The sequence below is a fragment of the Antarctobacter heliothermus genome (genome assembly GCF_900188425.1).
GTDB lineage: Bacteria > Pseudomonadota > Alphaproteobacteria > Rhodobacterales > Rhodobacteraceae > Antarctobacter > Antarctobacter heliothermus.
In genome coordinates, this window is sequence record NZ_FZON01000017.1 from 1 (window position 1) to 24,998 (window position 24,998).

At 64.4% G+C, this 24,998-nt stretch carries 17 protein-coding genes and 2 pseudogenes; 9 read left to right on the top strand and 10 right to left on the bottom strand.

Annotated features, from left to right (window positions below):
• A pseudogene (locus CHB90_RS26770) lies at window positions 1-236 on the bottom strand (IS110 family transposase); the annotation flags it as partial.
• Between the two features lie 327 nt (window positions 237-563).
• Between CHB90_RS26770 and CHB90_RS10650 the strand changes: the two are divergent.
• The 8 genes from CHB90_RS10650 (at window position 564) to CHB90_RS10685 (ending at window position 10,110) form a co-directional block, all read left to right on the top strand.
• A complete protein-coding gene (locus CHB90_RS10650; RefSeq protein WP_089277855.1) occupies window positions 564-1,688 on the top strand; it encodes an MHYT domain-containing protein in 1,125 nt (374 codons plus the stop codon).
• Between the two features lie 241 nt (window positions 1,689-1,929).
• Window positions 1,930-2,766, top strand: coding sequence for an FAD binding domain-containing protein (locus tag CHB90_RS10655; protein WP_089277856.1), 837 nt, complete (start codon window positions 1,930-1,932; stop codon window positions 2,764-2,766).
• A gap of 10 nt (window positions 2,767-2,776) precedes the next feature.
• The gene (locus CHB90_RS10660) at window positions 2,777-3,271 is read left to right on the top strand and encodes a (2Fe-2S)-binding protein (RefSeq protein ID WP_089277857.1); all 495 of its coding nucleotides are present in this window, start codon (window positions 2,777-2,779) and stop codon (window positions 3,269-3,271) included.
• Window positions 3,268-5,685 (top strand): aerobic carbon-monoxide dehydrogenase large subunit, encoded by a 2,418-nt coding sequence (locus CHB90_RS10665; RefSeq protein ID WP_089277858.1) that lies wholly within the window; start codon window positions 3,268-3,270, stop codon window positions 5,683-5,685. The genes CHB90_RS10660 and CHB90_RS10665 overlap by 4 nt, the downstream gene beginning before the upstream one ends.
• Window positions 5,686-5,783: 98 nt before the next feature.
• A complete protein-coding gene (locus CHB90_RS10670; protein ID WP_089277859.1) occupies window positions 5,784-6,638 on the top strand; it encodes an AAA family ATPase in 855 nt (284 codons plus the stop codon).
• On the top strand, window positions 6,638-7,816 hold the full coding sequence (locus tag CHB90_RS10675) for a vWA domain-containing protein (protein ID WP_170941036.1): 1,179 nt from the start codon (window positions 6,638-6,640) through the stop codon (window positions 7,814-7,816). Before CHB90_RS10670 ends, CHB90_RS10675 begins: the two co-directional genes overlap by 1 nt.
• A gap of 11 nt (window positions 7,817-7,827) precedes the next feature.
• Window positions 7,828-8,658 (top strand): XdhC family protein, encoded by an 831-nt coding sequence (locus CHB90_RS10680; protein ID WP_089277861.1) that lies wholly within the window; start codon window positions 7,828-7,830, stop codon window positions 8,656-8,658.
• Window positions 8,659-8,790: 132 nt separating this feature from the next.
• Window positions 8,791-10,110 (top strand): MFS transporter, encoded by a 1,320-nt coding sequence (locus CHB90_RS10685; protein WP_089277862.1) that lies wholly within the window; start codon window positions 8,791-8,793, stop codon window positions 10,108-10,110.
• A gap of 4 nt (window positions 10,111-10,114) precedes the next feature.
• Here the strand turns inward: CHB90_RS10685 and CHB90_RS10690 are convergent, their stop codons facing one another.
• Entirely contained in the window at window positions 10,115-12,469 is a 2,355-nt protein-coding gene (locus tag CHB90_RS10690) for a transporter substrate-binding domain-containing protein (RefSeq protein ID WP_170941037.1), read from the bottom strand.
• Window positions 12,470-12,903: 434 nt separating this feature from the next.
• On the opposite strand from CHB90_RS10690, the pseudogene CHB90_RS27540 reads away from it, so the two are divergent.
• Window positions 12,904-13,089 (top strand): annotated as a pseudogene (locus CHB90_RS27540) (gamma-glutamyltransferase); the annotation flags it as partial.
• Window positions 13,090-13,094: 5 nt separating this feature from the next.
• Here CHB90_RS27540 and CHB90_RS27455 read toward each other — a convergent pair.
• From CHB90_RS27455 to CHB90_RS10735, 8 genes are all read right to left on the bottom strand, one after another.
• A complete protein-coding gene (locus tag CHB90_RS27455; RefSeq protein WP_342744952.1) occupies window positions 13,095-14,069 on the bottom strand; it encodes an HlyD family secretion protein in 975 nt (324 codons plus the stop codon).
• Between the two features lie 3 nt (window positions 14,070-14,072).
• Window positions 14,073-16,436: an ABC transporter permease gene (locus CHB90_RS10705; RefSeq protein ID WP_089277866.1), complete on the bottom strand. Its 2,364-nt coding sequence runs from the start codon at window positions 16,434-16,436 to the stop codon at window positions 14,073-14,075.
• On the bottom strand, window positions 16,433-17,143 hold the full coding sequence (locus tag CHB90_RS10710) for an ABC transporter ATP-binding protein (protein WP_089277924.1): 711 nt from the start codon (window positions 17,141-17,143) through the stop codon (window positions 16,433-16,435). The genes CHB90_RS10705 and CHB90_RS10710 overlap by 4 nt, the downstream gene beginning before the upstream one ends.
• Before the next feature lie 13 nt (window positions 17,144-17,156).
• Window positions 17,157-20,288: an efflux RND transporter permease subunit gene (locus CHB90_RS10715; protein WP_089277867.1), complete on the bottom strand. Its 3,132-nt coding sequence runs from the start codon at window positions 20,286-20,288 to the stop codon at window positions 17,157-17,159.
• Window positions 20,285-21,439, bottom strand: a complete 1,155-nt coding sequence (locus CHB90_RS10720) for an efflux RND transporter periplasmic adaptor subunit (protein WP_089277868.1) — start codon at window positions 21,437-21,439, stop codon at window positions 20,285-20,287. Before CHB90_RS10720 ends, CHB90_RS10715 begins: the two co-directional genes overlap by 4 nt.
• A 152-nt stretch (window positions 21,440-21,591) precedes the next feature.
• Complete coding sequence (locus tag CHB90_RS10725) at window positions 21,592-22,365, bottom strand: TetR/AcrR family transcriptional regulator (RefSeq protein WP_089277869.1); 774 nt, start codon at window positions 22,363-22,365, stop codon at window positions 21,592-21,594.
• A gap of 321 nt (window positions 22,366-22,686) precedes the next feature.
• Complete coding sequence (locus CHB90_RS10730) at window positions 22,687-23,565, bottom strand: 2-oxo acid dehydrogenase subunit E2 (protein WP_089277925.1); 879 nt, start codon at window positions 23,563-23,565, stop codon at window positions 22,687-22,689.
• Between the two features lie 5 nt (window positions 23,566-23,570).
• Window positions 23,571-24,995: an NAD-dependent succinate-semialdehyde dehydrogenase gene (locus tag CHB90_RS10735; protein WP_089277870.1), complete on the bottom strand. Its 1,425-nt coding sequence runs from the start codon at window positions 24,993-24,995 to the stop codon at window positions 23,571-23,573.
• Between the last annotated feature and the right edge of the window lie 3 nt (window positions 24,996-24,998).

A 24,998-nucleotide genomic window follows, 5' to 3' on the forward strand; every position in this document is an offset into this window, starting at 1 on the left:
ACATAATTGGCTGGGATCAGGCGAACATCATGCCCAAGTTTGCTGAGTTCTCGCGCCCAGTAATGACTGGATCCGCAAGCCTCCATGCCGATCAGACAGGGTTCCAGATTGGTGAAAAACTGCATGAGTTGTGCTCGGCGGATTGCTCGATTGAAGACAACTTGACCATCCCTGGTAATTCCGTGGACCTGAAAAACATGTTTGGCCAGATCAATGCCCACTGTTGTAACTTGCATTGGGTAGCTCCTTTCCTAGCAGTGATAGACAACTGCAGTATGGCGCATTGCGACGCCGGTTGGAGCAGGAGCTATCCACCCCATCCGCTTAGGAACGCGAATCCGGGATTGGTTGGGCGGGAAATTGTTGAAAGCGCGTCATTGGAGCGGGTTAAGAAAAAGTAAACCGGGGAAAGGCCGGAGTGTTTCCGATATCCCGCTGTTCCTTCGAGAAAAGTTTTGTCTATTCTGTCATGACGTGTGTCGCGCCCTGCCCAGGGGGGCATTGATGCGCTTGCGCCGCGAAGGCGGCTTGACTAATTTTTGCACATCTGGAGGGTCGACGGCGTGCTGGAGTTCTCGCATCATCCCGCGCTTGTGGTGGCGTCCCTTGCGGTTGCGCTGATGGCCGGATTCAGCGGTCTGGCGATCACCCGTGGCGCATCGGCGCTGCCATTGGCGCGGCGCAAGGCGGTTGTCGCAATTTCAGCCGTCGCTTTGGGCGGCGGCATCTGGTCGATGCACTTTGTTGCCATGCTGGGGCTGCAACTGCCGATCCTGTTCTATTACGATGGGTTGGTGACGCTGGTCTCTGCGCTGATCGCGATCCTGATGGTTGGGCTGGCGCTGCTGATCCTGCATTTCCGCGACCGCACGCCCGCCAGCCTGACGCTGGCGGGGGCGATTGTCGGGGCGGGGATCGTCGCGATGCATTATGTCGGCATGAGCGGGATGGAACTGTGCCGCCCGGTCTACAGCGTCGGCGGTGTGGTGGTGGCATTGATTGCGGCGCTGGCGTTGTCCATCGCGGCGATCTGGGTGGCCTACGGTGAGCGGACGCGGGGGCACATCTTGCTGGGCACGTTGTTTTTCGGCGTCTCTGTCGTTGCCGTGCATTTCATTGCCATGGCTGGAACCGGGTTTGTCGGGCTGGGCGGTGGTAGCGGGGCAGGGCCGATCCTGTCGAACGAGGTACTGGCGATGGGGGTGACGCTGTCGTCTTTTGCGATCTGCGGCGCGTTCCTGTTGTCGGGCGTCACGTTCTTTCCGGTGCGGGTCGCAGCAGCCCCGCAAGAGATGCCCGTGACCGTGGCTGCGGAGATCGAAGAGCCGGACCCGGTCCCCGACGTCCCCGGTGGGCGGGTTTCTGTCCCCTATGAAAAGGAGGGTCGGACCCAGTTTCTGGACGCTGGCGCAATTGCCGCAGTGCGCGCCGAAGGCCATTATACCCTGCTGTATTCCGGCCCGGACAAGCTATTCTGTCCCTGGTCGATTTCCGAGGCGGCGCGACGGCTGGAACCGGCCGGTCTGATCCGCACCCATCGCAGCTTTCTGGTCAACCCTGCCTTCGTGACCGAGTTCCGGCGGACCAAGGACACTGGCCTGTGTTTCTTTGAGGCGGTCGCCTCGCTGCCCAAGGTGCCTGTCAGCCGGTCGCGTCTGTCGGACGTGCGCCAGGTTCTGGGCGTCTGAGCCACAGACAGACCCGGGGATGTCTGACGGCGCTCGATCCGGCCTGTGGCCGGAACGTCGCCCCGCCCACCATCCCCGCCCACCATCCCCGGCCGCTGTTCCCGCAGCCATCGCATCTCGTGCAGGTATTTCGCATTTCGTGCGCAGGTGTCTGCATTTCATAGCTCTTTCATTGGTCCGGTCCCTGCTTCGGAGAACTCTGGCGTTGTGCGGCGGGAGACCGCAGGGAGGACTTTCGAAAATGATACCAGCCGGGTTTGAGTACCATCGGCCGACCGACATGGCGTCGGCCATCGGTCTGTTGCAGGCGCATGGCGACGAGGCGCGTGTGGTCGCGGGCGGGCATAGCCTGATCCCGATGATGAAGCTGCGCATGGCCTCTTTGTCTCATCTGGTCGACTTGCAAGGCATTGCAGAGTTGAGGGGCATCGAGCTCGGGGCAGACGTCATTCGCATCGGCGCGATGACCACGCAGAATGAGCTGATCACACATGAGGGACTGGCGCAGGCTGTTCCGATCCTGCGTGAGGCGGCGTTGCAGATCGCTGATCCCCAGGTGCGCTATGTCGGGACCATTGGCGGCAACGTCGCCAACGGCGATCCGGGCAATGACATGCCGGGGCTGATGCAATGTCTGGATGCGTCCTACGAGGTCGTCGGCCCGGACGGGACGCGCACCATTGCGGCGCGGGAGTTTTACGACTCGGCCTATTTCACCGCGCGAAGCGATGAGGAGATCCTCACGCGTATCACCCTCCCGTGCCCTGCGGCGGGCACCGGGTACGCCTACGAAAAACAAAAGCGCAAGATCGGCGACTATGCCACCGCCGCCGCGGCGGTGCTGTTCGGTCCGGGCGGCGCATCGATTGCCATGACCAACTTGGCCGATACGCCGGTCTGGTCGGCAGAGGCGGGTGCGGCGCTGGCCGCCGGGGACACGGAGGGCGCCGTCAGCGCCGCGCTCGCCGCCATTGATCCGCAGGAGGACATGCGCGGGCCGATCGAGTTCAAGAAACATGTGGCGGGCGTCGTGTTGCGCCGTGCCATCGACCGGGCGCTGTCGCGCGCCGCGGGCTGAGGGGGACAGTATGAGCAAGATGCATGTTAAGCTGAAAGTGAACGGCGACGAGGTCGAGGGCCTTGCAGAGCCGCGCACCCTGTTAATCCACTTCCTGCGGGAAAACCTCAAGGTGACCGGGCCGCATGTGGGGTGCGAAACCTCGCATTGCGGGGCCTGTACGGTCGATATGGATGGCAAGTCGGTCAAATCCTGCACCGTCTTTGTGGCGCAGGCGCAGGGCGCCGATGTCACCACGGTCGAGGGGTTGGTGAACCCGGACGGGTCACTGTCCGTGCTGCAAGAGATGTTCCGCGAACATCACGGGCTTCAGTGCGGTTTCTGCACGCCGGGCATGATCACGCGTGCGCATCGGTTGTTGCAAGAGAACCCGACCCCGACCGAAGAGGACGTGCGGTTTGGCATGGCGGGGAACCTGTGCCGCTGCACCGGCTACCAGAACATCGTCAAGGCGATCCTTGCCGCCGCCGAGATCAACAATGCGCAGAAGGAGGCGGCAGAATGAAAGACGACGTCGCAACCCCCGAAGAACGCAGTGCCAGCCTCAAGGGCATGGGCTGCTCGCGCAAGCGGGTCGAGGATGTCCGGTTTACCCAGGGCCGTGGCAACTATGTCGACGATATCAAGCTGGACGGCATGCTGTTCGGCGATTTTGTCCGCTCGCCCTATGCCCATGCGCGTGTCGTGTCGATCGACACCGAAGCAGCGATGAAGGTGCCCGGCGTCGTCGCGGTGCTGACGGCCAAGGATCTGGAGCCGCTGGGCCTGCACTGGATGCCGACGCTGGCAGGCGACAAGCAGATGGTGCTGGCCGACGGCAAGGTGCTGTTCCAGGGCCAGGAGGTGGCCTATGTGATCGCCAAGGACCGCTATGCCGCCGCTGACGGCGTCGAGGCGGTCGAGGTCGAATACGATGAACTTCCCGTCCTCACCGACCCGTTCGAGGCGTTGAAATCCGACGTTGTCCTGCGTGAGGATCTGGCGGGTCAGACCGAGGGCGCTCACGGTCCGCGCAAGCATCACAACCACATCTTCACATGGGAGCAAGGCGACAAGGACGCGACAGAGGCGGTCTTGGCAGGCGCGGATGTGGTGGCCGAAGAGATGGTCTATTACCACCGCACGCACCCTTGTCCGCTGGAAACCTGCGGCTGCGTCGCCTCCATGGACAAGGTCACGGGCAAGCTGACCCTGCACGGCACCTTTCAGGCGCCGCACGCGATCCGAACGGTGGTCAGCCTGATCTCGGGCATCGCCGAGCACAATATCCGCGTGATCTCCCCCGATATCGGTGGTGGTTTCGGCAACAAGGTGGGCGCTTATGCGGGCTATGTCTGTTCGGTTGTCGCCTCCATCGTCACCGGCAAGCCGGTGAAATGGGTCGAGAACCGGATGGACAACCTGATGTCCACCGCCTTTGCCCGCGATTACTGGATGCAAGGCAAGATTGCCGCAACCAAGGAGGGCAAGATCACCGGGCTGTGGTGCCATACGACCGCCGATCACGGCGGCTTTGACGCCTGTGCGGACCCGACAAAATTCCCGGCGGGGTTCATGAACATCTGCACCGGGTCGTATGACATCCCGACCGCCTATCTGGCCGTGGACGGGGTCTATACCAACAAGGCACCGGGGGGCGTGGCGTACCGCTGTTCCTTCCGCGTGACCGAAGCCGCGTATTTCATCGAACGCATGATCGAGGTTCTGGCGATCAAGCTGAACATGGACGCGGCGGAACTGCGGCGCATCAACTTTATCCGCAAGGATCAGTTCCCGTACCAGTCCGCTTTGGGCTGGGAATACGACAGCGGCGACTATCACACCGCCTGGGACAAGGCGCTGGCGGCGGTTGGCTATGTCGATCTGCGCAAGGAACAGGCGCAACGGCTGGAGGATTTCAAGTCGGGCAAGACGCGCAAGCTGATGGGGATTGGCCTCACCCATTTCACCGAGATCGTCGGCGCGGGTCCGGTCAAGAACTGCGATATCCTTGGCCTTGGCATGTTCGACAGTTGCGAAATCCGCATTCACCCCACCGGGTCGGCCATCGCGCGGCTGGGCACAATCAGCCAGGGGCAGGGGCATGCCACGACCTTTGCCCAGATCCTTGCCTCGGAAATCGGCATCTCCGCCGATGACATCACGATCGAGGAGGGCGATACCGACACCGCGCCGTATGGCCTTGGCACCTATGGGTCACGGTCCACGCCTGTGGCCGGGGCCGCCACCGCAATGGCGGGGCGCAAGATCCGCGCCAAGGCGCAGATGATCGCCGCCTACCTGCTGGAGGTCCATGACGACGACGTCGAGTTCGACGTCGACCGCTTTGTGGTCAAAGGCGCGCCGGATCGGTTCAAGACGATGAAGGAACTCGCCTTTGCGTCCTACAATCAGGCCATTCCGGGGCTGGAGCCGGGACTGGAGGCGGTCAGTTACTACGATCCGCCCAACATGACCTATCCGTTTGGCGCCTATATCTGCGTGATGGATCTGGACGTGGACACTGGCGAACACGAGATCCGCAAGTTCTATGCGCTGGACGATTGCGGCACCCGTATCAACCCGATGATCATCGAGGGGCAGGTGCATGGCGGCGCGACAGAGGGCTATGCCATCGCCATGGGACAGGAGATAGCCTACGACGACATGGGCAACCACAAGACCGCGACCTTGATGGATTTCTTCCTGCCGACCTCTTGGGAAACGCCGACGTATGAGACGGACTTTACCGTCACACCCTCGCCGCATCACCCGATTGGGGCCAAGGGTGTGGGCGAAAGCCCCAATGTCGGTTCTGTCCCGGCGTTCTCGAACGCGGTCCACGATGCGTTCCGGCCCTTTGGTCTGACGCAAAGCCATATGCCGCATGATCACTGGCGAGTGTGGCGGATCGCGCGTGATCTGGGGCTGCACGGGTAAAGCGGTTTCGCCGCGCGTTGCGCGGCGATCCGCCGGGGGAGGCTCTGCCTCCCCCGGACCCCCTCCGAGGTATTTTACCAGAGAAGAAGATACAGGCGATGCGTGAGGCGGAACTGAGAGAGCGTCTGGCCGCCACCGGCTATGTGGCGGATGAGACCTTGTCGATGGCGCTGCATTTGGCGCTGACGCTTGGGCGGCCCCTGTTGCTGGAGGGGCCTGCGGGGGTCGGCAAGACCGAGATCGCCAAGGCGCTGGCCGAGGTGCTGAATGCGCGCCTGATCCGTCTGCAATGTTACGAAGGGCTGGACGCGGGCCACGCCATCTATGAATGGAACTACCAGCGCCAGTTGCTGGCGATCCGGGCTGAAGGCGCGGGGGAAGAGGCGTTGTTCTCCGAGAAATACCTGCTGAAACGCCCGTTGCTGGAGGCGATCTCACAACCCGAGCGTCCGGTGTTGTTGATTGACGAGATTGACCGGGCGGATGAGGAATTCGAGGCCTATCTGCTGGAGATCCTGTCGGACTTTCAGATCACCATCCCGGAACTGGGCACCATCAGCGCCCAAACGCGCCCGGTGGTCATTTTGACGGCCAATGGCACGCGCGAGCTGTCGGATGCCTTGCGCCGACGTTGTCTGTACAGCTACGTCGACTATCCGGACCGGGACACCGAACTGGCGATCCTTGCTCGTCGCGCACCCGACATCGAGGCGCGTTTGGCGCAACAGATCATCGGTGTGGTGCAGGCGTTGCGGCGCGAGGATCTGGGGAAATTGCCGGGCATCGCCGAGATGCTGGATTGGGCCGCGGCGCTGTCCGGGCTGGGGATCAACGATTTGTCCGCCAGCCCCGCGCAGGTGCAGGCGACGCTGGTCTGCCTGCTGAAAACCGCCGCTGACCGGGACGCGCTGCCGCCCGAAGTCATGGCGCGCATCGTGGGCAAGGTGGGTTGATGGCCGTCACCCGCTTTCCGCTGCGTGCCGAGGGGCTGGCCGACCGCATGGCCGGGTTCATTGCACATCTGCGGATGAATGGCATGCGCCTTGGTCCCGGTGAGACGGTGGCGGCGCTGGCGGCCCTGTCAGAGGTCAAGGCCACGGATCCGGACCAGGCCCGACGCGCGCTCAAGGCGCTTTTGGTGCCGGATGCCGAGGGCTGGCGGCGTTTCGATGATCTCTTTGACAGTTATTGGTTCAACACGGGCAAGCAGCGGCAGGGACAGGCCAACGCGCATGTCCGGGTCCAAAGCGCGAAGCCCGCCCTGTGGCAGACACATCTGGGCGAGGACGGGGCAGAACAGGACGGCGACGTGGGTCAGCCCGATGGGAGCGATGATGAGGCCGAAGGCACCGAAGGCCGCCTGATTGCCACCCGGACAGAGGCGCTCAGCCGACGCGATCTGCGCGAGTTGATGGACGAGGACAGCCTGCGCGCCGCCGAAAAGGCCGCGCGGGATCTGGCGCGCGCGCTGCGTGACCGCCGCTCGCGGCGGCGCAGGCAGGCCACGAGGGGTCTGGACCTGGACCTGCGCCGGGTGATGCGCGCCAGCCTTGCGCGCGGGGGGGAACCGCTGGATCTGCCGCGCCGCAGACGGCCAGACCGGCCTTTGCGGATCGTGGCGCTCTGTGATGTCAGCGGGTCGATGACCACGGTGTCTCGGGTGTTTCTGGCGTTCCTCAGGGGGTTGATCAGCGTGGACATGCGGGCCGACGCCTATCTGTTCCATACTCGGCTGATGCGTGTCACCGATGCCTTGCGCGACCACGACAGTCTGCGTGCGGCGGGGCGTTTGAGCCTGATGGCTGAAGGGTTTGGCGGTGGCACCGATATCGGCGGCGCATTGAAGACTTTCAACGAGGGCTATTCGACGCGCGCGGTCAATGGCCGGACCGTGGTGATTATCCTCAGCGATGGCTACTGCACCGGCGCGCCCGAGGTGGTGGCCGACGGGCTGAGACGCCTTCAAAAGCGGGCGCATCGGGTGATCTGGCTGAACCCGCTGAATGGCTGGCAGGACCATGCGCCAGTGGCGCAGGCGATGGCCGCCGCGCGTCCGTATCTGGATGCGCTTTTGCCTGCCAACTCTCTCGCGGCGCTGGCCGCTCTGGAACCTGAATTTGCGCGGCTTTGACGGAGGACATCATGGACCCATTCGATATCTTCGATACCGTGGCCACCTTGCGTGCGACGGGGCGGCCGTTTTGCGTCGTGACCGTGGTGCGGACAGAGGCGGCGACCTCGGCGCGACCGGGGGCCAAGGCGGTGGTGACTGAAACCGGCGAGATCATCGGCCATCTGGGCGGGGCCTGCGTCACCCGGGCGGTGCGCGAGGCGGGTCAGGCGGCGCTGGACAGTGGCGCGCCTCGGGTGATCCGGGTGAAGCCGTCCGAGACCGTCGTGGCCTTGCGGGACGCCGATGGGGCAGAGGTCTACAAGAGCGGTTGCCCGTCGGGTGGGACGGTGGAGTTGATGATCGAGCCATTTGCCCTGCCGCCGGTGATCTGCATCTTTGGCGAGGGGCCGATTGCCCGCGCGGTTGCGGGGCATGGGGGGCTGGCGGGCTACCGTGTTTCCCTTGCCGAGGGGGTGGCCTGCGCAGGGAAACCGCTGCGGTTCGAGGGGACGGATCTGTCTGGCCTGACGCTGGGCGTTCGGGATTTTGTGGTGGTGGCCAGCCAGGGACAGCGCGACCTTGCCTGCCTTCAGGCGGCGCTGGACAGCGATGCGGGGCGGGTGTCGATGGTGGCCTCCCAAAAGAAGGCGGCGGCGCTGTGCTCGCGGCTGCTGGAAGGCGGCATGGAGGAGGCGCGGCTGGGGCGGTTGAAGGCGCCTGCCGGGCTGGACATCGGGGCGGTTGATCCGGCGGAAATTGCCCTGTCGATCATGGCGGAAATTGTCGCCTGGCGGCGCGAGGCGCGGGATCTGGCGATGGGGCCCAAGGGCGTGTCCACGCGTGGACAGATCGGCGGATAAACAAAATCAATGGTTTACAGAGACGAATTTACCAACGATTAAGGTTACCCCCGCCGAGACGCAGGCTCTTTTCAGCCGGTCCCGACATGCTCTAGGGTCACAGGACAGACACTGAGCGAGGGAGAGACCGCCGTGTTGGAGATCCTGTCAGACCGGCGCTATCGGCACCTGTTCCTGGCGCAGGTGGTGGCCCTGCTGGGCACGGGACTTGCCACGGTCGCGCTGGGTTTGTTGGCGTTCGATCTGGCGGGCCAGAACGCGGGCATGGTGCTGGGCACCATCTTTACCGTCAAAATGGTGGCCTATGTCGGCATTGCCCCTATCGCCGGAGCCTTTGCCGACCGGGTGAACCGGCGCGCGCTGCTGGTGACGCTGGACGTGGTGCGGGCGGGCGCGGCGCTGTGTCTGCCGTTTGTCACCGAGATCTGGCAGGTCTATGCGCTGGTCCTTGTGCTGCAATCGGCCTCTGCCGCCTTTACCCCGACGTTTCAGGCAACGATCCCGGACGTGCTGCCCGAGGAGGCGCGCTATACCCGTGCGCTGTCGCTGTCGCGGCTGGCCTATGATCTGGAGAACATCGTCAGCCCGACGCTGGCGGCGCTGTTGCTGGCGGTGATGAGCTATAACGTCCTGTTTCTGGGTACGGTTGTGGGCTTTCTGGGCTCTGGCCTGCTGGTGGTGTCGGTCATGCTGCCCAGCCCACGGGCCAGCACACGGCGCGGCATCTATGACCGCACCACGCGGGGCATACGGATCTATCTGGCCACGCCGCGCCTGCGTGGGCTGCTGGCGCTGAACCTTGCGGCGGCCTCGGCGGGGGCGATGGTGCTGGTCAACTCGGTGGTGCTGGTGCGCGGCACATTGGGTCTGGGCGAAAGCGCGCTGGCCTGGACAATGTTCGCCTTTGGCAGCGGGTCGATGGCGGCGGCACTGCTGTTGCCCCGGCTGCTGGAGCGGCGGGCCGATCGCCCGGTGATGCTGGCCGGGGCGGGCCTGATGGTGTCAGGCCTGCTGGCACTGGCGGCGGGGATTGCCGTCACCGGCCTGAGCTGGCCGCTGTTGGCGGCGGTCTGGGCGGTTGTCGGGCTGGGTTATTCGGCGGTCTTGACGCCCTCGGGGCGGTTGCTCAAACGGTCGGCCCAGCCCGAGGATCGCCCGGCGGTCTTTGCCGCGCAATTCGCGCTGAGCCATGCCTGCTGGCTGCTGACCTATCCGCTGTCAGGCTGGCTGATGACGGCGTTTGGCGCGGTGCCAGCGTTGATTGGGCTGGCGGTTGTGGCGGGGATGGGCGCGGTGATGGCGCTGCGGCTGTGGCCCGTGGGCGAGGCCGGTCCGGTGACGCACCGGCACGACAATCTGCCACTGGATCATCCGCATCTGGACGGGCAGCGCGAGCATTCCCATGCGCTTGTGATCGACGACCGGCACCCGCACTGGGGCGCAAAGTTCTGATCGCCTAGCCGGGGCTGAGAAAGACCGAAGCGTCCTCGTCAAAGTTGCGTTTGAACATCTCTTCGAGATTGCCGACGGCGCGCACGACGCGCAGCAGGAAATCATCAGGCAGGTTCAGATTTGTGCCCCCAAGAAGGTCGGGGTGCACACCCGAGGCCGGTGCTCCGAAGCGCAGATCGTCCTGCGAAAGGTTCAGTTTTGCGGCCAGCTTTGCGGCGTCCAGCACGCCACCGACGATATCCGCCCAGTTCCGATCATCGGCGCGCACAACCGGACCCAAGGGCCTGCTGGACAGCAATTCCGGCAGGATCCTGTGATCGTCAGGCCGGGTTTCCGTCGCGCGGATGCTGGCCAGATCGCTGCGATTGCCAAGCAAGACATCGCAGCCCAGAGAGAGATATTTTTGCAGGGAGTCGTCGAATGTGTCGGTGGGAACCGGCTCGAAGAACATATTGTTGGCCGAAAAGTAGTCTGCAAGTGCCAGTTCGGCCTGCGTATCCGGCCGCAGGCATACGGTGGCGCCATCAAGGTGCTTTACCGATGATACCCCAAGGTTGCGCGGCACCATCATGGCCACCCCATCCTGGACCGAGACACCGGGAAACAGGAACGTCATGCCAGACCCGCGCACATCATCCTGAGAGACGTTGCCGCCCAACAGGTCGACCTCTCCCGAGGCGAGCGCGATGAATTGGGTCGCGGGCGTGGTGGGGACGAATTCGACGGCATTCGGATTGTCCAGCACCGCGGCGGCCACGGCGCGGCACAGATCGACGTCCAGCCCCTGCCAGTCGCCCCGGTCGTCGGAATAGGAAAACCCGAGAATCCCGATACTGACGCCACAATTAAGGTGGCCGCGATGGATCACGTCCGACTGCGTGCCGCCCTTGCGGGCCATCTGGTCCAATTGCTGAGACGTAATCATTCCGAGCAGGGTTTTGACCGGCGGTGTCGTGGTCGGCGGCTTGGGTGCCGGACTCGCCGCGCGCAGACGCTGCAGCGCCGTCGTCGCCTGCCGGGCGGCGGGAAAGGCCGCGTGTTCGCGTGTGATCCGCTCCAGTGCGGCCATTTTTGCGTTGGGATCGGTGAGCAAGAGGGCGGCGGTGAGGGCGGCATTGGCCTGTGACTCGGTTACGCGCTGCGCGGCCTCGACCTCGAACAGGGCAAGCTGGACCTGAAAGCCCAGGGCGGTGCCGTCGAATTCCTGCAACATGGCGCGCAAGGTGTCGGTGTCCTTGGCGGATTTGGCGCGGTCCAGCCGGGCGATGGCCAGCGCGTTGCGGTCCTTTTGCGCCAGATCGGTTTCAAGCCGGGTTGCGGCGGTCTGCGCCTTTTCGGCGGCCTCTGTCCCGGCAAAGCGTGAGATCACGCCACGCAGGGCGGTGACGCGGGCGGTCAGCTCGGCGGTCAGCAGTGCGTCGGAGAGCGCGCGGTCGGCGTCGCCGTCCCGGTTGTCGCCGCCGGTGGGGGCCAGTTCCTGAAACCCCAGATTGAACGCCTGATTGATCAGCGCGATCTTGTGCCCGCCGTTAAAGCTGTCGCCAGTGGGTTTCAGCCCGCCCTGATTGTGCAGCGCCACCACCGCCAGCGTGCGCGCGTCCAGCAGCAGCGATCCGGACGATCCGCCGGTGCTTTCGCAGCTGTGGCGGAACGGAGAGCGGGTGTCGGGGATTTCGGACTGGCGGCGGTGGACCTGACAGGTGCCGGTGGAATACTGCTGCGGGTCGGCGCCGGGATGATGGATCATCCGCAGTTCCTGATTGGGTTCGGTGCGGGTCATCATCTTCATCGGGATGTGGCCGCCGAGATCGGTATTGGCGTCGGCGCCAAGGATCTGCAGCAAGAGCGCGTCCAGATCCTTGTCCAACGCCACCTCACGCGGGGCCACCAGATAAGTGAGGACCGCGCCGGTGTCGTCGCTGGAGGTGTAGTTGAAGTTGATGCGCGCCTCACGGACCACGGTGAAGCCGGCGCGCACAAGGTCGGGATCGCAAAAGCAATGGGCGTTGGTCAGCAGGCGGTTGTCCGGCAGCAGGGCGGCGGTGCAGTTGGACAGGAACGGGCTGTCGAGCGTAAAGGTCTGGCCGCCGCGCGTCAGGGTGCGGGGCTGACCATCGGGGGTCATCAGGCAGACCTGCAACCGCCCGATGTGGCGCGCCACCTGTTTGACGTCGGAGGGGGCGCGGTTGATCGACAGCCAGAACCCGCGTTTCTGTTCGCCGTCCACCAGCATGGATTGAAAGGCCGAGCTTTGGCGGTCGATCTCGAAGCCAAAGCCGCAATCGGGCAGGCCTTGTGCCTGCGCGCCACTGCCAAGGCCCAGCGCGATGAAAAGGGCGGTGATCCATCTGAGGGGCATTGGCGGGCCTCGTTGTTCGGTGACGCATGGGCACTGTGACATGCGGGATGCCTTTGCGGCAAGCGCGGCCGTACCGGTGCGGCTGGGTGTGGGTGCGTGCGGGTGCGTTCTTGTTGGGCGGGGCGTTGGTTGGGGGCGGGGCGGGGGCGTGCCTTCCTCTGCGGAGGGCGTGTCCTGAGGCGTCATGGCGTTGGGGTGTTGTTCGGGCCCGGCGAGGTGGTTGGTCCGGACGTGGGGCAGGCGGTGGCGATCCTTCGGTGTGGGCGATCCTGTGGAGGTGGCGTGGGATCATCGCTGGTTTGCGCGGAATTTCCTGCGTAGGCTGCACCGTGATCGAGGCAGAGCGAGGCGGCATGACGTTCACGACACGTCCGGACCTGACCGGAACCTTTGGAATGGTGGCCACGACCCATTGGCTGGCAAGTGCGGTGGGGATGAAGCTGCTGGAGGCGGGTGGCAACGCCCTTGACGCGGCGGTTGCGGCGGGCTTTGTGCTCAACGTGGTCGAGCCGCATTTGAACGGGCCGCTGGGCGACATGCCGGCGTTGGTCTGGCCCGCCGGGGACGACGCACCGCAGATGATCTGCGGGCAGGGCACGGCCCCTGCCGGGGCGACGGTGGCGCATTACCGCGCTGAAGGGTTGGACCTGATCCCCGGCTCTGGCCTGTTGGCGACGGTGACGGGAACGCGCTGTTCCTCGACTCCAAGCGCCGAGAACTTGGTGATGCCGAAGGGGTCAATGCGGCGAACCTCACCATTGAGCGGCACGTTGCCGCCCCAGTCCTCGATAATCACTGGTGCGCCGGTGGTGATCTGCACCGCGTCGGATGAAATCAGCTCTACCACCACCTCCAGATCGCCGTGGACATCGCCGATTTCCATGATGGCGGCCCCGGCGGGCAGGGTTGTCTCACTTTGTTGAATGATGCGCAGGATGCGCCCGTCGGCCGGGGCGTGCAGCGGGATGTCGTCGCTTGCGTTGCCGTTGATCGCCGCCGCCAGCCCCTGATCGTCGAACCCGATCAACTGGGCGCGGGCATTGGCCAGATCGGCCTCGCGCATGGCGATGGCCGCCTCTGATGTCTCGACCGAGGCCTCGGCGACGCGGGCGTTCTGGCGGGCCAGATACAGTTCGGCGGCGCTTGCCACCAGCCGCTCATTCAGTTGCACGGTCCGCGACAGTTCGGAGTCGGCGAGATCGCGGTTGGCGATGGCGGCGTTCAGATCGGCGCGCGCCACCCGCAGCGCGGCCTCTGCCGCCTGAACGGCGGCCAGCGCCTGTTCGCGGGTGCGCACATCCAACGCCGAGGGGTTCGACGGGCGCATATGCGCCACAACCGTCTTGCCGCGTTCCACCGGATCACCCGGATTGACCTGAACGCGCAGCAACCGCCCGCCGACCGGGGTTGAAACCACATAGGCCTCTGCCACGCGGGTGCGGCCCTCTTCGTCGATGGTGACCATCATCGGGCCGCGGGTCACGGTGCCCAGATCGACCATCAGCGGCCGGGGCCAGAAGGCCGCTGTCAGCGCGCCCGCCACCAGCGCACCGGCAATCAGGGTCAGGACAAGGCGGGACCGTTTCTTTGCTTTGGCCATTGTTTACTCTCGTGTCTTGAGGGCTTCGATCAGGTCGGAGCGGTCCAGGTCGCGTTTCACCAGCCAGCCGGATACGACCGCGGCGGTCAACACGACAAGTGTCGCCTGACCATAGCTGACCGGGTCAAAGATGGCGGGGATCTGGTAGAGGTCGGTCGAAAAGCCTGCGGCGATGCCGAAGGACATGTAGTAGCCCATGACCGCGCCCACCGGCAGGGCGACCAGCGTCACAACCGCCAGTTCGCCCAGCAGCACAAAGGCGGTTTCGCCCTTGGTAAAGCCGATGACCCGCAGGCTGGCCAGATCGCGGGCGCGTTCGGCCAGCGCGATGCGGGCGGCGTTGTAGACGATGCCAAAGGTGATCACAAAGGCAATGGCCCCCATGACATAGCGGATTGCCCCCGCGCCGGTGTTCATCAAAGTGACAAAGGCATCGCGCGCCTGCGATTTCAGGCTGACCCCTGCGACCGTGGGCATGTCCTGCAGCGCGGCAAAGATGGTGTCGGATCTGGCGTCGTCGATCATCAGGTAGGCCCCCGACACGCGCCCCGGCTCTCGCAGGGCGGTGTTGAGCGCGTCCAGCCCCATGTAGGCGGGAGCTCCCAGCAGCGATTCCGCAATGCCGGAGACGGGCAGGTCCAGCAGCGGCTGGGGGCCTTCGCGGACATCGACGCGCAGCCTGTCGCCGGGCTGGATGTCCAGCATTTCGGCTAGAACGCGGGACAGGACAACGCCGCTTTGAGGCAGGGTGATAGGCTGCATACGGTCGTCCAGCGCGCGGTACAGCACCGGGTTTTCCGGCAATCCTGTCAGCGCGCCGCGATAGCTGTTCAGCCCGTTGCGCAGCACGGCGGCGACGTTGCGGACAGGTTCCACCCGCTGGACGCCGGGCAGGCGGGCCAGTTCGAACAGGGTCTTGTCGCTGACGGGGTGGGTAAAGCTGACGGTCACGTCGCTGCGGTCGACCACGGAAAAGGTCAGGTCGATGGTCTGGTCAAAGCCCGCATAGATGGTGATCATGGAGACCGACAGCGCCATGCCGCTGGCGATGCCGATCATCGCACCGGCCATGCGGCCCGGTTGCCGGGTGATGCGGCGCATGACCATGCGCGACGGCTGATCCAGCAAACCGCCGATGGCCCGACCCATCCGGCCCGTGCGGCTGAAATCCGGCGGCGAGGGGGTGCGCATCGCATCGGCGGGTGTCAGGGCAAAGACCTGCCGCAGCACCAGCAGCCCGCCGACAGAGGCTGACAGGATGCTGACCGCCACGCCGACCACGAATGAGCCGGGGTCCAGTTGAAAGACCAGGAAGGGAAACTTGAAATACTCGGTGTAGATCCCGACCATGGCCCGCCCCGTGCCGATGCCGCCAAGGCACCCGGCCAGCGCGCCACCCACCGCGATGGCCATGACAAGCTTGAAGTAATGTGCGCCGACCTCGCCGTTGGTGTAGCCAAAGGCCTTCATCAGGCCGATCTGGCCGCGTTCGGACTGCACGATGCGGCTGATCACGATATACAGCAGAAAGGCCGCAACCATCAGAAAGATCGGCGGAACGCCGGTGGCGGCGGCCTCCAGCCCGGCGATTTCCTCCGAGACAAAGCGGTTCGAGGTCTGATCGGCCAGCGGATAGGCACCAGAACCACCGTAGGAGGCCAGAAGGCGGTCAATGGCCGCCATGACCGCCTGTTCATTGGCCCCGCGCGACAGCCCGACCAGCGCCTCATTGAACGCGCCCGACATGTCATAGGCCGCCGACAGGCCGGCGCGGCTCATCCAGATGACGCCGAACCGGGCGTCATCGGGGATCAATTCCCCCGGTGCGGTGATGTACAGAAACTCGGGGCTCTGGGCGAGGCCGACAATGTCAAAGCTGCGCCGCGCGCCGTTCATCGTGGCGCGCAGGGTGTCGCCGGGGCGCAGGGCATGGGCGGCGGCAAAGCTCTGCAACAGCAGGATTTCATCGGGACGCCCCGCAGACGGCATGCGCCCGTCGGTCAGAAAGACATCGTTCAGCGCGGGCCGCCCCCGGTCCGGCAGAGAGATCGCCTGCGCCTGCACCGGCAGACCCTGTCCCGGCAAGTCGATCAGCGCGCGGCCCTGCACGCGGGTCTGCACAGCGCCCACGCCGGGGATCTCTGCCACCCTGCCGCCCAGTCGTTCAGGCGCGCGGCTGACCGGGGCAAAGACATCGGCCAGCCGATAGCGTTCATAGTAGGCGTCGCGAGTCTGGGTCAGCGACGCGGTCAGGCCGGTCATCATCACCAGCATCATGACGCCCACGCCAATGACGGCCCCGATGGCGATGGCTTGCCCCTTGATGCGCCACAGACCGCGCAACAGCTTGTGGTCCAGCGGGCTCACCACTCGATCTCCGAGGGGCTGAGCTTGGTCGTGTTGCGTACAACCTCGCGGATGCCGCCATCGGCAAAATGGATCACCCGGTCGGCCATGGCGGCGGTATTGGCATTGTGCGTCACCATCAACACGGTCGAGCCGAGCCGCGCATTCACGTCCCGCAGCACCTCCAGCACCGCGCGGCCGGTGGTGCTGTCCAGTGCGCCGGTTGGTTCATCGCAAAACAGAACCTCGGGTTGTTTGGCGATGGCCCGCGCGATGGCGACGCGTTGCTGTTCGCCGCCCGACAGTTGCGCGGGAAAGTGATCGGTGCGTTCCTTGAGGCCGACAAGGGTCAATGCCTCATCCGGGTCCATCGGGTTGCCCGCGATTTCGGTCACCAGTTCGACGTTCTCATACGCGGTCAGGCTGGGCATCAGGTTGTAGAACTGAAAGACAAAACCGACGTGATTGCGCCGGTAGCGCGTCAGTTCCGCGTCACTCATGTCCGACAGGCATTGATCGCGGAAATGCGCGGTGCCCTCGGTCGCGCGGTCCAGCCCGCCGATGATGTTCAGCAGAGTCGACTTGCCGGACCCCGATGGCCCCAGCAGCACCACGATCTCGCCCTGCGGGATCTCCAGATCGACCCCCCGCAGCGCATGGACGGCAGACCGCCCCTCGCCGTAGACCTTGGTCAGGCCGCGTGTGGTAAAGGCAAGGGGTGTCTGCATCTGGTGGACCGCCTCACGTTGCCTGTGGCGCGGCAAGATCGGGTGAGGGTTCACCCCGCCGCGCCTTTTTCTCACCCAGCATCAGCATTGCGGGTGTCACGACCAATGTCAGAACGGTTGCGATGACAAGACCGCCCGCGATGGCCGAGGACAGTTCCGTCCACCACTGGGTCGACGGCGCGCCATAGACAATTTCGCGCGTGAAGAAGTTCAGGTTCACGCCGATCACCATGGGCATCAACCCCAGCGCCGTGGTCACAGAGGTCAGCACCACCGGACGCAGGCGCTGTGCGCCGGTCCGCAGCGCGGACTCCAACGGCGACAGACCGGATTTTTTCAGGTCGTTGTAGGTGTCGATCAGAACGATGTTGTTGTTCACCACGATCCCCGCCAGCGCGATGACCCCGATGCCGCCCATGACCACGCCAAACGGGCGGCCGGTGACAATCAGGCCGAACAGCACCCCGGCGATGGAAAAGACAATCGCGCTCATCACGACAAAGGCCTGGTAGAAGTTGTTGAACTGGATCACCAGGATCACGAACATCAGGAAAATCGCCGTCACAAAGGCCCCGACCAGAAAGATCATCGAATCCATCTGGTCCTGCGCCTCACCGGCAAAGGTCGCCTCGACCCCGTCGGGCAGGTCCATCCCGTCGATCGCCGCCTGAAGGGCCACAACCTGATCGTTGACCAGAACGCCGGGGGCGACATTGGCCTCTATGGTGATGACGCGGCGTTGATCGACGCGGGTGATGGTGCCGCTGCGCGGGCTGGGCGCAAAGGTCACGAAGTTCGAGATCGGCACAAGGCCCGCGCTGGTCGGCACGCGCAGCGATTGCAGCTCTTCCAGCGTGCGTTCGTCCGATGGAAAGCGCACGTTGATGTCAACCGATCCGTCGCCATCGTCGGGCCGGTAGTCGGCCACGGTGATGCCACGGGTCAGCAGTTGCACCGCCTGTCCAAGCGTCGAGATGTCGGCACCAAAGCGCGCCGCCTCGGAGCGGTTCACGGTGATGCGCCATTCGACGCCGGGCAGGGGGCGGGTGTCGGTGACATCGGTAAAGCCGCCGATCTCATCCATTTTCTTGCGAATGTCCCGAACCGCAGTGGCCTGCGCCTGCGGATCGCGGGCGCGGACCCGCAGGGACACAGGCTTACCGGCCGACGGGCCGTTTGACGCGGTCTGCACCTGCACGTCGATGCCCGGAATGGTGGCCATTTCGGCGCGGATGTCCTCGCCGATCTCGGCGGCAGGGCGTCGGGTGTCCCATTCCGTCAGCTCGATCTGGATGGTGCCGATCAGATCGGCGGCATCCTGATTTGAGCCGCCGGTCCGGGCATAGACTGAGGCGATTTCGGGGTAGTTGAACAGCCTGTTTTCGACGGAGGCCACCAGAGCGTCCTTTTCGAAGATCGAAAAGTTGTCGCGGGCGCGGACCTGCACCTGTGCAAAGTCCGGCTCGATGGAGGGGAAAAAGCTGATCCCGTTGCCGAACTGGCCATAGGCGGTAAAGCCCGCCAGCAGAAAGGACACCGCCATGATCAGCGTCGCCCATGGCCGCAGGATCGCGAATTGCAGCAGCCGGACATAGCCGCCGGTGAAGCCTTTCAGCTTGCGCGGGTCGCCTTTTTCGGCGGCATACAGCGTGGCCTTGTCCTGTGCCGACTGCGGAGGTTTCTTTCCGATGATCCCGCCGACGACGGGAATAAAGATCAATGCCATGAACAGCGAGGCGGTCAGCGTCAGGATGACGGTGATTGGCAGGAATTTCATGAACTCGCCCACCGTGCCGGTCCAGAACAGCAGCGGAAAGAACACCGACAGCGTGGTCGCGGTCGAGGCGATGATCGGCCAGGCCATGCGTTTTGCGGCCGCCGTATAGGCGACCTTGGGCGCGTCGCCCTCCTGCAAGCGCCGGTCGGCCAGTTCCGTGGTCACGATGGCCCCGTCGACCAGCATGCCCACCACAAGGATCAACGAGAACAGCACCACGAGGTTCATGGTGAACCCCATCATCAGCAGCGCCGTGACCCCCGCCAGAAATGCCCCCGGAATGGCAAGGCCAACCAGCAGGGCAGAGCGGATGCCCAGCGCCCAGACAATGACGATCATCACCAGGATCACGGCGGCGATGACGTTGGCCTCCAGATCGCTGAGCATGGTCTGAACCTGCTCGCTTTCGTCCTGCATGTAGTCGATCGACACGCTGGCGGGCCAGTCGCCCTGCGCCTCTTCGATCAGGGCGCGGACCGCGTCGACGGTTTCGATGATGTTCGCGCCCGAGCGTTTCTTGATCTCCAGCGCCAGCGCGGGCTGGCCGTTGATGCGGGCAAAGCCGGTGGGATCCTCAAAGGTCCTGCGAATGGTGGCCACATCGCCAAAGGTCACAACCGTATCGCCGCGCACCTTGACCGGCAGGGCCATCACATCGTCAATGCCCTCGATCAGGCCGGGCACCTTGAGCACGATCCGACCGGCACCGTTTTCGATGGCGCCCGCCGCGATCAGGCGGTTGTTGCGGTTGATCTGGCCGATCAGTTCCTCAAAGCTGATGTTGTAGGTCTCGAACACCGTGGGGTCGATCAGAACCTCCAGCAGTTCGTCGCGCGCGCCGCCCACGTCGACCTCCAGCACGCCAGACAACCCCTTGATATCGTCCGAAAGATTGTCGGCCAGTGTATTCAGGGTCCGTTCCGGCACCGGGCCGGACAGGATCACCGTCAGAATGGGAAAAAGCGCGGTGTTGATTTCTGTCACCACCGGGTCGGTGGCATCCTCGGGTAGATCGGACTTGGCACGGTCCACGCCCTCCTTGACCTTGCTGAGCGCCGCTTCGGCGTCAAAGCCCGGTTCGAATTCCAACTGGACACTGGCATAGCCTTCGCCGGCGTTGCTGGTCATCTGCTTGAGGCCGGTGATCGACGACAGTTCGGTTTCCAGCGGTTCGACCAGCAGGCGTTCGGAATCCTCGGGTGAGATACCATCCAGGCTGGTCGAGACGTAAAAGATCGGGATCGGGATCTCTGGCGAGCTTTCCTTGGGGATCGTGACATAGGCATAGGCCCCGACCGCAAGGATCATGACCAGCGCCATGACCACCACGCGGCCCCGGCTGAAGGCGGCGTCGATCAGCGTGTTCATTGGGTCACCTCGCGTCGCGTGGCCAGAGGTTCCGCCTCATCTTCGGGTTTCGGGCTGACGGTCTGGCCATCGTTCACAAAGCCCTGACCGATCGAGATGATCTGCGCCTCTTTTGGCAGGCCGGACACCCAGATGCCATCGGTCTGGGCGCGGACGATGCGCACCTTGTGAAACTCGACGATGTCCTTGTCGTTGACGATCTTGATCCCCAGCGTGCCGTCGGTGTCCAGCGACAGGATCGCGGGGGACACGAAATGTGCCGTCAATTCGCCCGTAGGAATGCGCAATTGCGCGCTGATTCCGGCAGGAATGGCCCCGTCCGTGTTGGACACCTCTATCTCGGCCATGAAAGTTCGGGTTTCGGCATCCGCGCTTGTGCTGACAAATCGCACCACTCCCTTGCCTGTGGCCCCTGTGATGAATGCCACATCCGCGGTCTGGCCCACCTTGATGTCGCGCAAGGATTGCTGCGGAATCTGAATGCGGATCGTGAGGGGGGTGTTGTCGACGATGCGGCCGACATCGTCGCCCATCGTGACATATTCCCCCTCGTTGATATCCAGCGATTCCAGCCGCCCGGCAAAGGGCGCGCGGATTTCGGTGTTGGCCACGGCCTCGGTCGCGGTTGTCATGCTGGCCTGTGCGGCGGCCAGTGTCGCGCGGGCCTGCGCCACGCGGTCAACGGTGGCCACGCCGCGTTCGACCAGGGCTGCGGCATTGTCGTACTCGCGTTGCGCGCGGGCCAGTTCCTGTTGCGCGCGGTCCAGATCGGATTGCCTCGCCGCGATGTCGAAGCGGGCTATGACCTGATCCTCTGCCAGATCCGCGCCCTTTTCGACCAGCACCTCGCCGATCTGCCCCGAGGTCTTGGCGCGGATCGGCGTATCGCGGTCGGGCAGGGCCTGGCCTTCGGCGGCAAAGACCTGAGCCACCGTTTCGGCCACGGACCGGCGCACCGCGACACTGACGGCCCTGGGGGTGGCGGGGGTCTTGGCGGTATTGCCCGCGTCTTTGGACGGCAACACGAATCCACTGCCCATCCAGCCGACAATGGCCACGGCCAGGCCACCGGCGACCCAACGGGACCGGGTCGACCCATGGTCGTTTTCAAAGGAAAGCGGCTTGGGACCGTCGGTCTGGTGCTCGGTCATATCTGGTCTCCATTTGGCAGACGCCGTTCCGTGTCGGGTGCCTTGGTTGGCTGAACAGATTTCGACCTCGAAACCTGACTGTTCTGGTGTGCCCGGAGCCTGCTGTCTTGCGGGGCCGGGCAGATATTGGTTGGCGCTTTGCGCAATTGCGTTCAGGGGGGGGACTGGTCGTCGATCCGCCTGTCCGGCGGTCCGTCCTGGGCAATTGCGCGCAGCATCAGGCGGTATTCGGAAGAATTGCACAGGGCGATGCTGCCCTGCGGCAGACCCAGCAAACGATCGATCAGGGCACCTTCGGCAACCATCCGACTGGTCAGGATGTCGACGCCGCCATCCAGATCATCCGCCTCAGCGGCGCGGATGGCCCGTTCGATCGCGGTGCGGCGGCCGCCCGAAAAGGCCAGAATGGTTTCCGTGACCAGCGTCAGGTCGGGGACGTCAAAACATCCTTCGGAGATGCCTTGCGCGATCATCCCCTGCAAGACGGGCTTTGCCGCGGTGTTCGATGCGTTTGTGATACGGGTGAACAGGACATCGTTGCCGGGCCGCAACATGGCATCCAGAAAGAACTTCAACTGTGGTGCCTGTTCCGCCTTCCAGCGGCTGGTATCGGCCAGAAAGGCGTTGAACCGTGTCAGTGCGTCGCCTGTCGCGGCGGCATGTGCGGTTTCCGCAGAGGACAGCGCCTCATTGGTGAACCGCTCTACCACGCCGTCCAGCAAATCCTCCTTGGCGGCGAAATGGTGATAAAAACCGCCTTTCGAAATACCGGCCACGTCCAGGACATCCGCGATGGTCACCGCGTCCCAGCCGCGTTCAAGGAACAACCCTTGCGCTGCGTCAAGAATGCGCGCGCGGCGTGTTTCGGGCGTCATGCGTTGACGCTTGGTGGCGAAAACAGGTTGTGTCGTCGTGGGTGCGGACATCCGGGGCCTCCCAAGTTACAGACCGACGGTCGGTATGTAGTGGGCGCACCCATTGTGTCAATGGTCTTGGGGGCGGCATCACCCGTCCCGTAGCGTCAGGTCAGCAACTATTGCATCTGAAACGCAGGTTTTCGGGGTCGGGCATCTGTCGCGCACAACTCTGCAACGACGACCGCCGCTGAACGGCGTGCCTGTCCTGTGTCTGACCAATGTGATGGTCGCCCTCGGAAAGGCAAACACCTGTCCGAGGCTGGCGGACGGCGTCATGTGGGGCAGGGTGCATGGCCCGCAGACAGGCGGGCCTGCAGGGTCTTGTGCGGTTCAGATCATCAAGTGGCGCGGGTCCGCCAGCAGGGCACACAAACGAGAGGTAAACCGCGCGGCCTCTGCACCATTGATCACCCGGTGATCATAGCTCAGGTCCAGCGGCACCATGGGCACCGGTTGAAACGCAGTACCGTCCCAGTGCGGCACGATCTCTGTGCGGGTGATGCCCAGGATCGCCAGTTCCGGCGGATTCACGATGGGGGAAAAGGCGCGGCCGCCGATGCCGCCCAGATTGGTGATTGTCATGGACCCGCCGCCCATCTCGTCCGGCCCGATCTTGCGGTTCTGGGCGCGGGTGGCGAGATCGGCGATGTCCGCCCCGATTTGCCACAGCCCCTTTTTGTCCGCGTCGCGCAGGACCGGCACCATCAGGCCATGTTCGGTGTCCACGGCAATGCCGATGTTGACATAGTCTTTTAGTATCAGGGACTTGCCATCGGCGGACAAGGAGGCGTTGAAGCGTGGAAATTCTCGCAACGCGCGCGCCAGGGCCATGACCTGAAAGGCCAGCGCGGTCAGCCTGACCCCGCGCGCCTCTGCCTCTGGTTTCAGACCTTTGCGAAAGGTTTCGATGGCAGAGACATCGGCGCGGTCATGGTGGGTGACTTGCGGGATCAGCGCATTGGCCGCCGACAGGTTGGCTGCCGAGACTTGCGCAAACCGGCTCATCGGCTCGGTGGCGACTGGCCCGAAGGCGGCATGATCCACCTCCCAATAGGAGGTGTCGGGCGTTTTCGCGGCGGTTTGGGGGCTGCGGTCCAGATCCTCACGCGCGATGGTGGTCCGGCCCAGATCGCGGGCCAGTGTGTCCAGGTCGATGCCCTTTTCCAGCGCCAGGGCGCGGACGGACGGGGCGGCTATCACCTCTCGCATCGCCATCACCATGCCGCCGAGATGTACTGGGTTTCCATGAACTCAAGCATTCCTTCATGCCCGCCCTCGCGGCCCAAACCGGATTGTTTGACCCCGCCGAACGGGGCCGCCGGATCAGAGACAAGGCCCCGGTTCAGCCCGACCATGCCGTATTCCAGCCGCTCGCAGACCTGCAACGCGCGTTTCATGTCGCCGGAAAAGACATAGGCCACCAACCCGTATTCGGTGTCATTGGCGCGGCGGATCACCTCGTCCTGATCGGCAAATGTCTGGATCGCGGCGACCGGGCCAAAGATCTCGTCTTGGACGCAATCGGCGGTTTCCGGCACGTTGGACAGCACCGTGGGCGGGTAGAAAAAGCCCGGACCGTCCGGGGTGACGCCGCCGCATTCGATCACCGCCCCCTTGGCCACCGCATCGGCGACAAAGGCGGCGACCTTGTCGCGCGTGTCGGCATTGACCAGCGGACCGACATCGACGGTCGAGTCGGTGCCATCCCCGACCTTGAGCGCCTGCATCGCGGTCGTCAGGCGGCGGGTGAACTCTGCGGCGATGTCCTGATGCACATAGATGCGGTTGGCGGCGGTGCAGGCCTCACCCAGATTGCGCATCTTGGCCAGCATCGTGCCCTCAATGGCGGTGTCCATATCGGCGTCCTCAAACACCACGACCGGGGCATTGCCGCCCAGTTCCATCGCTGGTTTCAGAACTTGATCGGCGGCGGAGTGCAACAGCTTGCGCCCGACGCCGGTCGAGCCGGTGAAACTGACCACGCGCACGCGCGGATCGTGCAGCATGTGGTCCACCAGCGCGCCGGTTCTGCGCGATGGCAACACGTTGACCAGTCCGGGCGGCACACCCGCCTCTTCGAGTAGCGGCATCAGCGCCAGCATGGTCAGCGGGGTTTCCGAGGCCGGTTTGATGATCACCGCGCAGCCAGCGGCCAGCGCCGGGGCAATTTTGCGCGTTCCCATCGCGGCGGGATAGTTCCACGGCGTCACAAGCACTGCCAGACCGGCTGGCTTGTGCTGGACCATGATGCGTGCGCCAGAGGCGGGCGCATGGCCCAACTGTCCGTTGGCGCGCACCGCCTCTTCGGCGAACCAGCGAAAGAACTCGGCGGCATAGGTTGCCTCGCCCAGGGCATCGGCACGCGCCTTGCCGTTTTCCAGCGTGATCAGATGGGCGAAATCTTCCAGCCGCGCGGTCATAAGCTCCCACGCTTTGCGCAACACCTCGGAGCGTTGGCGAGGGGTGCGGGCGGCCCAGTCCTTCATCGCGGCCTCGGCGGCGTTCAGCGCGGCGTCGGCATCGGCGATATCGGCAGAGGCGACAGAGGCCAGCACCTCTTCGGTGGCGGGGTTGATGACGTCGAAGCGGTCGCTGCCCTTGTGCCATTGGCCGTTGATATAGAGATCGGTGTGGTCCATGTC